The following is a 7,613-nucleotide window of genomic DNA, read 5'->3' as shown; positions in this document are numbered from 1 at the left end:
GCCAGGCCCGGGCCGCCGAGGCCGCCGGCTTCGAGACCTGGTGGCAGGTGGAGCACCACGGCTCGCCGCAGTTCAGCTACTCGTCCGCCCCCGAGGTGGTGCTGACCGCCATCGCCATGTCCACGAAGACGCTCCGCGTCGGCCACGCCGGCGTGCTCGCCCCCTTCCGCATCAACGCACCGCTCAGGGTCGCCGAGCGCGCCGCGACGCTCGACCTGCTCTCCGGCGGCCGTTTCGAACTCGGCCTCGCCAAGTCCGGCGGCAAGGAGTGGGAGACCTTCGGCGTCGACCCGGACGCGGCGCGCGACGAGGTCCGCGACGCCTTCCGCATGATCCCGCGCATGTGGACCGAGAAGGAGTTCTCCTGGTCCTCGCCCACCTACAACGTCCCGCCCCGCGAGGTGACGCCCAAGCCGCTCCAGACGCCGCACCCGCGCCTCTGGCAGACCTGCGGCTCGCCCGAGAGCTTCTACATGGCCGGCGAACTGGGCGTCGGCGCGCTCGGCACCACGCTGCTCAGCCCCGTCGCCTTCCTGGGCGAGATGCTGAAGGAGCACACCCGCGGCCTGGCCGCCTGCGTCGAACCGGCCGGCAAGGTCGTCAACCCCGAGAAGGGCGTCTTCACCTTCGTCCACGTCGCCGAGAGCCGCGCGCAGGCGATCGAAAACGGCGCCGCCTGGTCGGCCCTCTGGTACGTCAACACCGCGCCGGTGGTGTTCAAGGTCCCGCGCCGCGTCTGGTACGACATGATCAAGGCCGGGCTGCACCCCAACTCGGCGCGCGATACCGCCGCGCTCGCCGCCCTCGACCCGCACGAGATCGAGATCCAGCCCGACGATCCCGAGGTCGTGAAGCTGCTGAAGCGCATGGCCCGGGGCGAGGAGATCAGCCATGAGGCCGCCCACGAGGCGCTGGAGCCGCTGGACAGCGTCGTGATCGGCGACCCCGACCACTGCCGCGACAAGCTCCGCGCCTACGAGGCCATCGGCGCCGACCGCATCATGTGCATGATGCAGTTCGGCGCCATCCCGCACGAGGCGGTCCTCCGCAGCTTCGCGCTGGCCGGCCGCCACCTCGTCGGCCGGCCCACGCCGGCCTGATGATGGCCGCCGCGCCTTGGCGTCCTTGGTGATCTTGGTGGTGGATTGAACGCGCCCCCGGCGCGCTAGCCGATGAGGTGCGGGATCACCAGCACCGCGCCCACGAAGATCGCGTTCCAGCAGAGGATGCGGGCGACGGCGCGGCGGGTGTTGGGCGAGGCCCGGTGCGAGAGCGCGCGCTCGGCGACCACGCGGAACTCACCTTCGATGATGATGTCGGCGGGGTGGGCGGCGGCGGTCACGGGCGTCGGTCCTTCTTCGGTTGGCGCGCCGCTCATCGGCGCTGGAATCTGAGTATCCGACCGCCCCGTGCAGGGTCGATCGGCGTCTTTGCATGGTTCCTATGCAGGAACGCAGCAGGGCGCGGCCAGTGAACCTTTGGACAGGTTTCCCACCCTTCCGTGCTAACGATGCGCGATGAGCGACAAGCCCCCTGCCGACGAGACCCCGATCCAGAAGGCGCTGCGCCTCAAGAAGGCCGCGCTCGATGCCCGCAACACGCCGGGCGGCGCCAGGGAACGTCCGAGCAAGGGCATGGGCGCCGGGGCCTCGAAGCCCTGGATGAAGAAGTGATCCCGCAGGACGACCTCGACGCCGAAGACGGCGGCGGCTTCGACGTCGACGACTGGGACCGCCTGACGCCCTTCGCCGGCGCCGTGGCCAGCCTCGACGACGTCCAGGCCAGGCGCGCCGTCTTCGCGCTGGCCGACACCGCCGACCCCAGGCCCATCGACATGGAGCTCCCGCAGCCTGTGATCTGGTGGGAGGACGACGGCGGCCAGGCCGCCGTCGCCGTGCAGGCCGAAATCCACGTCAACGCCGAGGGCGAAACCATGGAGGTCCTGGGCCTCATCCTCCCCGACGGCGCCTCGGCCGTCGCCCTTCTCGACGACGTCGATCTCGTCGACCCCGCCGACCCCACCTGGCGCGACCTCGTCACCCGCGCGGTGGACGAAGACTAACTCCCCCACCCGCTCATCCCCGCATTCGCGGGGATGAGCGGCGGGGCGCTCAGTGCCCGCCCTCGACCCACGCGATGCCCGCCGCCCGGAAGGCTTCGGCCAGCGCCTCCTCCAGGTCGACGGCCTCCCACGCCCGCATCGGGTTCAGGTGCGCCGTCAGCTCCGGCAACAGCCGCACGCCGAAGCGCCGCACCGCCCCGCTCGCCTTGTACCCGTCCTTGTGCTGGTCGAAGCGGAGGTCCGGGTCGCGCCCGGTCTGCCCGACGTACATGCCCCACGGCTCGTCCCGCGTCGGGTCGCGCAGCAGCGCCACGTAGACCGAATGCTTCGCCCGCCGCGCCTTGCGCGTCGTCGCGCTCAGCGTCCGCGCCGCCGCCAGCGCCACGTCCATCCACCGCGGCCCGTCGTCGTGGAACGCCACCGCTGCTAGCCCGCCGCGCCGTTCACCAGCCGCCGCGCCCCGGCCAGCACCTCCGGCTCGAACAGCCGCGCGTTCACGCCCATCCGACCCTCCGCCCACACCGGGGCGGTCGCCCTCCAGTGGGTCACGCACCCGCACCCGCGGCATCGATGAAACGCCAGCACCCGCTTGTTCCAGACGTAGGTGTCGGTCGGCCCGTTCCCCTCGGCGAAACGCACCTGCGGCGCCTCGTAGTAGGCCCACAGCGTCCCCAGCCGCCGGCAGATCGAGCAGGTGCAGTCGTTGACCTCGGCCGGCGCCGTCTCCACGGCCAACCGCACGGCCCCGCAATGGCAGCTCGCCTCGATCATCCCACCCTCGCCGCGCCCAGGGTCATCGCCACCGTCACCACGTCGCCCGCCGTCACGTTCGCCTGCCTCCGCACCACGTCATTCAGCGGCACGAGATAGGTCCCGTCCTTCGGAAACAACGAGGTCGTGAAGCTCACGCCCCCCACCTCCGCCGCCACCGGCACGACGCCCCAGCCGTAGCTCACCGCCTTCGCGGCGGCGCGCACCTCGCCCGCCAGGTCCCTCGGCACGGGCGCATAGAAGTACGGGCTCGGCCCGCGCCAGTGGATCACCGCGGTCTCGAAGACGAACCGGACGGGCTCGGGGTCGTCAGTCATCCCGCCAGTCTCGCCCGCGGCCCCATCCGGCGCCAGCGGTTAGGAAGGGCGGGGTCGCGGCGCCGGCCCGCCGCTGGCGCGCGCGAAGCCGATGATTTGCCGATGGCTTGCCGATAATGCGCACGCCGGTCTGGACGGCGACCCCGCGCGCGCTCAGCGTCGTCGGCAGCTTCCACGGGGGAGGGGCGTCATGGCGCTGTCGGCCGGGGCGCGGGGCATGCCCGCGCCGTTCTATCTCCTGCTGCAACTGCCGACGGGCATGACGCGCGGCTTCGTGACCGTCACCCTGGCCTACCTGCTCACCCAGGCCGGCGTCGGCGTCGGCGCGGTCGGCGCGCTGGTGGCGCTCTACGTGGCCCCCGAGGCGTGGAAGTTCTTCTTCGGCCCGATGCTGGACATGAGCCTCAGCCCGCGCGTCTGGTATGGCCTGTCGCTGGCGGTCGGCGCGCTGGCCCTGGCGCTCTTCGCGCTCATCCCGCTCGAGCCCGGCAACATGGCGCTCATCACCGCCGTCGCGCTGACGGTCTCCATCGCCATCAACCTCATGGGCAGCTCGTTCACGACCCTGGTGGCGGCCACGGTCCCCGACGACCGCCGCGGTTCGGTGGCGGGCTGGGGTCAGTCGGGCAACCTCGGCGGCGCGGGCCTCGGCGGCGGTCTCGGCCTGTGGCTCGCCACCCATGCCGGCGGCCAGGTCACCGCCAGCCTCGGCGTCGCCGCCCTCTGCCTCGCCTGCGCCACGCCCGTCCTGCTGCTGCGCGCGCCGCGCACCACGGGCGCCACGGCCTTCGGCGCGCGCCTGCGCGAACTCTGGGGCGCGCTCATGGAGCTGCTGCGCACCCGCAACGGCGTCCTGGCCCTGATCGCCGTCACCATCCCCGTGGCGCTGGGCGCCTCCAGCGGCCTGCTGGCCGCCGTCTCCGGCGACTGGCACGCCTCGGCCGACGTCGTGGCGCTGACGCTGGGCGCGGTCGGCGGCCTCGCCACGCTCCCCGGCTGCGTGCTCGGCGGCTACCTGTGCGACCGCTACCCCAAGCGCATCGTCTATGTGGGCTCCGCGCTCGCCTCGTCGCTGGGGCTCGCGGCGATGGCGGTCGGCCCGCACACCTCGTTCGCCTTCGGCGCCTTCGTGCTCGCGAACGCCTTCCTGCTGGGCGTCGCCTGGGCCGCGGTCGCGGCGGTGATCTACGAACAGCTCGACGGCCGCGCCGCCGCCACCGTGGGCGCCGTGCTCGCCAGCTTCTGCAACCTGCCGGTCGTGGTCGTCACCGCGGTCGTGGCCGGCGTCGCCGAACGGCACGGCTCCACCGCCATGCTCCTCACCGAAGCCGGCCTCGGCGTCGCCTCCGCCCTGGCCTACGCGCTCCTCGCCTGGCTCTGGCGGCCGGGCACCCGCGTCGCGCTGGCCGCAGCCTGAAACCCCCAACACCGCTCCTCCCCGCATGCGCGGGGATGAGCGGAGGAGGGTGGATGCCCGCTAGTTCCGCTTCGGGATCACCACCGGCATCGTCTCGTAGCCCTTCACGAAGCTCGAGTAGACGCGCTTCGGCTCGGCCACCAGCCGCACCTCCGGGAACCGCTTCAGGATCTCTTCCCAGATGATGGTGAGCTGCAGCTCGGCCAGGCGGTTGCCCACGCAGCGGTGGATGCCGAAGCCGAACGAGATGTGCTGCCGGGGCCGCTCGCGGTCGATGATGTAGGCGTTCGGGTTGTCGATCACCGTCTCGTCGCGGTTGCCCGAGACGTACCACATGACGACCTTGTCGCCGGCCTTGATCTGCTTGCCCTGGAACTCGACGTCCTCGGTCGCCGTGCGGCGCATGTGGGCCAGCGGCGTCTGCCAGCGGATGGTTTCCGAGACCATCGAGGGGATCAGGTCGGGGTTCTCCCGCAGCTTCTTGTACTGGTCCGGGTTCTTGTTCAGCGCGAAGATCGAGCCCGAGATCGTGTTCCGCGTCGTGTCGTTGCCGCCCACGGTCAGCAGCACCACGTTGCCGAAGTATTCGCGCGGCTCCATGTCCCGCGTGGCCGGGTGGTGCGCCAGCATCGAGATGAGGTCGCCGCTCGGCGGGGCGTTGACCTTCTGGTTCCAGAGGCCCGTGAAGTAGGCGTGGTACTCCGTGAAGATCCCCATCTTCTGCTCGATGGTCTCGACGATCGCGCCCGGCATCGGAGCGGCCGTCACCACGTCGGACCAGTAGGTGATCTTGCGGCGGTCTTCCTGCGGCGCGTCGAACAGCGTCGCCAGCGTCATCGCCGTCAGCTCCTTCGAGACGAGGTCGACCCAGTCGAACTCCTCGCCGATCGGCAGGCCGTCGAGGATCTTGCCGGCGCGCTCGCGGATCTGCGGGGCCATGGCGGCCAGGGCGGGGGGCGCGACGGCCGGCGAGACGGCCTTGCGCTGCACGTCGTGCTTCGGCGGGTCCATGGCGATGAACATGGGCAGCGGGTCCATGTTCTGCTGCCCGCCGGCGATGGTGATCCCGCCCTTCATGAAGTCCGACGAGAACCGGCCATGGTCGGTGTCGATGGCCATGATGTCGTTGTACTTGGTGATCGACCAGTACGGCCCGAACTCGTGCTCCTCGCAGTAATGCACGGGGTCCTCGGCGCGCAGGCGCTCGAAGATCGGCCACATGGCGTCGGCCTGGAAGAGCTCGGGCTGCGCCGGGTTCAGCTTCTCGATCGGCAGGGAATACGCCTCGTCGCGAGCATCCTTGAGGCTCATCAGATTGCCGTCGGCCGCCATGGTCCATCCTCCGTCGTTGGGGGCGATAGTGAAGCGTCCCGAACGCCGTTAGGATAGCAAAAATGACGACCGCGTCACCGTCTGCGCGCGGCGAGGGGGAGGGGAATCAGGTGCGCGCCACCCAGCGGTCCACCCGTGCGTCCAGCACCGACAGCGGCAGCGAGCCGGCGCCCAGCACCGCCTCGTGGAAGCCCCTGATGTCGAACCGCCCCCCCAGCGCCGCCTGCGCCTTCGCGCGCAGCGCCAGGATGCGCACCATGCCCACCTTGTAGCTCGTCGCCTGGCCCGGCGTGGTGAAGTAGCGGCGGATCTCCGAGCGGATCTTGGCCGCCGGCTGCGGCGAGTTCGAGGTGTAGAACGCCAGCGCCTGCGCCTCGCTCCAGCCCTTGGCGTGGATGCCGGTGTCCACCACCAGGCGGATGCCGCGCCAGATCTCGCGCCCCAGCCGGCCGAAGTCGGAGTAGGGGTCCTGGTAGAAGCCCATCTCCTTGGCCAGCAGCTCCGAATAGAGCCCCCAGCCCTCGATGTAGGCGCCGTACCCCGCCTGGGTGCGGAACACCGGCAGGCCGGTCATTTCCTGGGCCAGCGAGATCTGCATGTGATGCCCCGGCCAGCCCTCGTGGTAGGCGGTGCCCTCGAGCTCGAAGGTCGGCGTCGCCATCATGTCGGCGAGGTGGACGTAGAAGACCCCGGGCCGCGAGCCGTCCACCGCCCCCGACGAATAGTGCGCCGCCCCGCCCGGCTCCTCGCGGAACGCCTCCACGCGCCGCGCCACCAGCGCCGACTTCGGCAGCCGGGGGAACACCTGCGGCAGCTTCGCGCGCATCCCGTCCAGGTAGCCCTGCGCCTGGCGCAGGTACTCGGCGCGGCCCGCGTCCGTCGCCGGCAGGTAGAACCTGGGCTCGGTGCGCATGTAGGCGAAGAACTCGGCGAGCGGCCCGGCGAACCCGATCTTCCCCTTCAGCGCCTCCATCTCGCCGCGCAGGCGCGCCACCTCGGCGAGCCCCAGCCGGTGGATCTCGTCGGCGGTCATGTCCGTGGTCGTCTGGTCCGCGAGCATGGCGTCGTAGTAGGCCGCCCCGTCCGGCAGCGACCCCGCGCCCCGGGGCTCGGGCGAGGTCTTCTCCCGGTCGGCGGTCAGCCACGCCGTCAGCCGGTCGTAGGCCGGCTTCACCCGCCCGGTCATCGCGCCCGCGACCGCGGTCTCGTAGGCCGCGGCCCGGGCGTCGTCGATCCGGTCCAGCGCCTTCAGCACCCCGATCTTGGCCTTGGCGTCGGCGAACAGCGCGCTGTCGCCGCCGGTCGACGTGAACGGCGCGCCCGTCGTGATCCGGCGCACCTCCTCCAGCGACTGGTCGTAGGAAAACCGCGGCATCCGCACACCGTGCGCCGCCGCCCGCCGCGCCCGGCCGATCTGCTCGTCCAGCGCCGGCCCCATCGCCGCCAGGCGCGCCACATAGGCGTCCATGTCGGCGGCCCCGGTCACCCGGTGGAAGTTGATCAGGAAGTTCGGCAGCCGCGTATGCGCCCCGTTGCGGTCGAACACATAGCCGTGCCCCGCCCAGCGCCGGTCGCTCTCGGCCCGCTCCAGCTCCAGGGCCCACATCTCGAACGAGGTCCGTGCGTCCTCGCCCAGCGTCTTCGGATCGAACGCCTTCTTCATCGCCGCCACGCTCTCGCGTCGCCGCTTCAGCCGCGCCTCGACGCCCGCGTC

Annotated in this window: 10 protein-coding genes; 4 read left to right on the top strand and 6 right to left on the bottom strand. The window is 71.5% G+C overall.

The features are described from left to right. Positions 1-1,100, top strand: a 1,100-nt coding sequence (locus tag JNL41_RS20435; RefSeq protein WP_293478022.1) for an LLM class flavin-dependent oxidoreductase, incomplete at its 5' end; no start/stop codon positions are given. 65 nt (positions 1,101-1,165) lie between these two features. Here the strand turns inward: JNL41_RS20435 and JNL41_RS20430 are convergent. Then, positions 1,166-1,342, bottom strand: a complete 177-nt coding sequence (locus tag JNL41_RS20430; RefSeq protein ID WP_293478021.1) for a hypothetical protein — start codon at positions 1,340-1,342, stop codon at positions 1,166-1,168. Positions 1,343-1,517: 175 nt separating this feature from the next. Here JNL41_RS20430 and JNL41_RS20425 point away from each other — a divergent pair, with 175 nt between their 5' ends. Together JNL41_RS20425 and JNL41_RS20420 are read left to right on the top strand one after the other, a co-directional pair. Next, positions 1,518-1,673 (top strand): hypothetical protein, encoded by a 156-nt coding sequence (locus tag JNL41_RS20425; protein ID WP_293478020.1) that lies wholly within the window; start codon positions 1,518-1,520, stop codon positions 1,671-1,673. Beyond that, positions 1,670-2,062: a hypothetical protein gene (locus JNL41_RS20420; protein WP_293478019.1), complete on the top strand. Its 393-nt coding sequence runs from the start codon at positions 1,670-1,672 to the stop codon at positions 2,060-2,062. The genes JNL41_RS20425 and JNL41_RS20420 overlap by 4 nt, the downstream gene beginning before the upstream one ends. A gap of 49 nt (positions 2,063-2,111) precedes the next feature. Here the strand turns inward: JNL41_RS20420 and JNL41_RS20415 are convergent, their stop codons facing one another. The 3 genes from JNL41_RS20415 to JNL41_RS20405 are packed head-to-tail and all read right to left on the bottom strand — an operon-like array spanning position 2,112 to position 3,150. Beyond that, positions 2,112-2,483 (bottom strand): hypothetical protein, encoded by a 372-nt coding sequence (locus JNL41_RS20415; RefSeq protein WP_293478018.1) that lies wholly within the window; start codon positions 2,481-2,483, stop codon positions 2,112-2,114. A gap of 5 nt (positions 2,484-2,488) precedes the next feature. Then, the gene (locus tag JNL41_RS20410) at positions 2,489-2,833 is read right to left on the bottom strand and encodes a GFA family protein (protein ID WP_293478017.1); all 345 of its coding nucleotides are present in this window, start codon (positions 2,831-2,833) and stop codon (positions 2,489-2,491) included. Next, on the bottom strand, positions 2,830-3,150 hold the full coding sequence (locus JNL41_RS20405; RefSeq protein ID WP_293478016.1) for a DUF1905 domain-containing protein: 321 nt from the start codon (positions 3,148-3,150) through the stop codon (positions 2,830-2,832). Before JNL41_RS20405 ends, JNL41_RS20410 begins: the two co-directional genes overlap by 4 nt. A gap of 190 nt (positions 3,151-3,340) precedes the next feature. On the opposite strand from JNL41_RS20405, the gene JNL41_RS20400 reads away from it, so the two are divergent. Then, complete coding sequence (locus tag JNL41_RS20400; protein WP_293478015.1) at positions 3,341-4,567, top strand: MFS transporter; 1,227 nt, start codon at positions 3,341-3,343, stop codon at positions 4,565-4,567. Positions 4,568-4,627: 60 nt separating this feature from the next. Here the strand turns inward: JNL41_RS20400 and JNL41_RS20395 are convergent, their stop codons facing one another. Both JNL41_RS20395 and JNL41_RS20390 read right to left on the bottom strand, forming a co-directional pair. Beyond that, the gene (locus JNL41_RS20395) at positions 4,628-5,899 is read right to left on the bottom strand and encodes a cytochrome P450 (RefSeq protein ID WP_293478014.1); all 1,272 of its coding nucleotides are present in this window, start codon (positions 5,897-5,899) and stop codon (positions 4,628-4,630) included. 106 nt (positions 5,900-6,005) lie between these two features. Beyond that, on the bottom strand, positions 6,006-7,613 hold a 1,608-nt coding region (locus JNL41_RS20390), incomplete at its 5' end, for a DUF885 domain-containing protein (protein ID WP_293478013.1).

The organism is Phenylobacterium sp. (assembly GCF_016793285.1).
Classification (GTDB): Bacteria; Pseudomonadota; Alphaproteobacteria; order Caulobacterales; family Caulobacteraceae; genus Phenylobacterium.
This window is presented reverse-complemented; position numbering and strand designations above follow the sequence as displayed.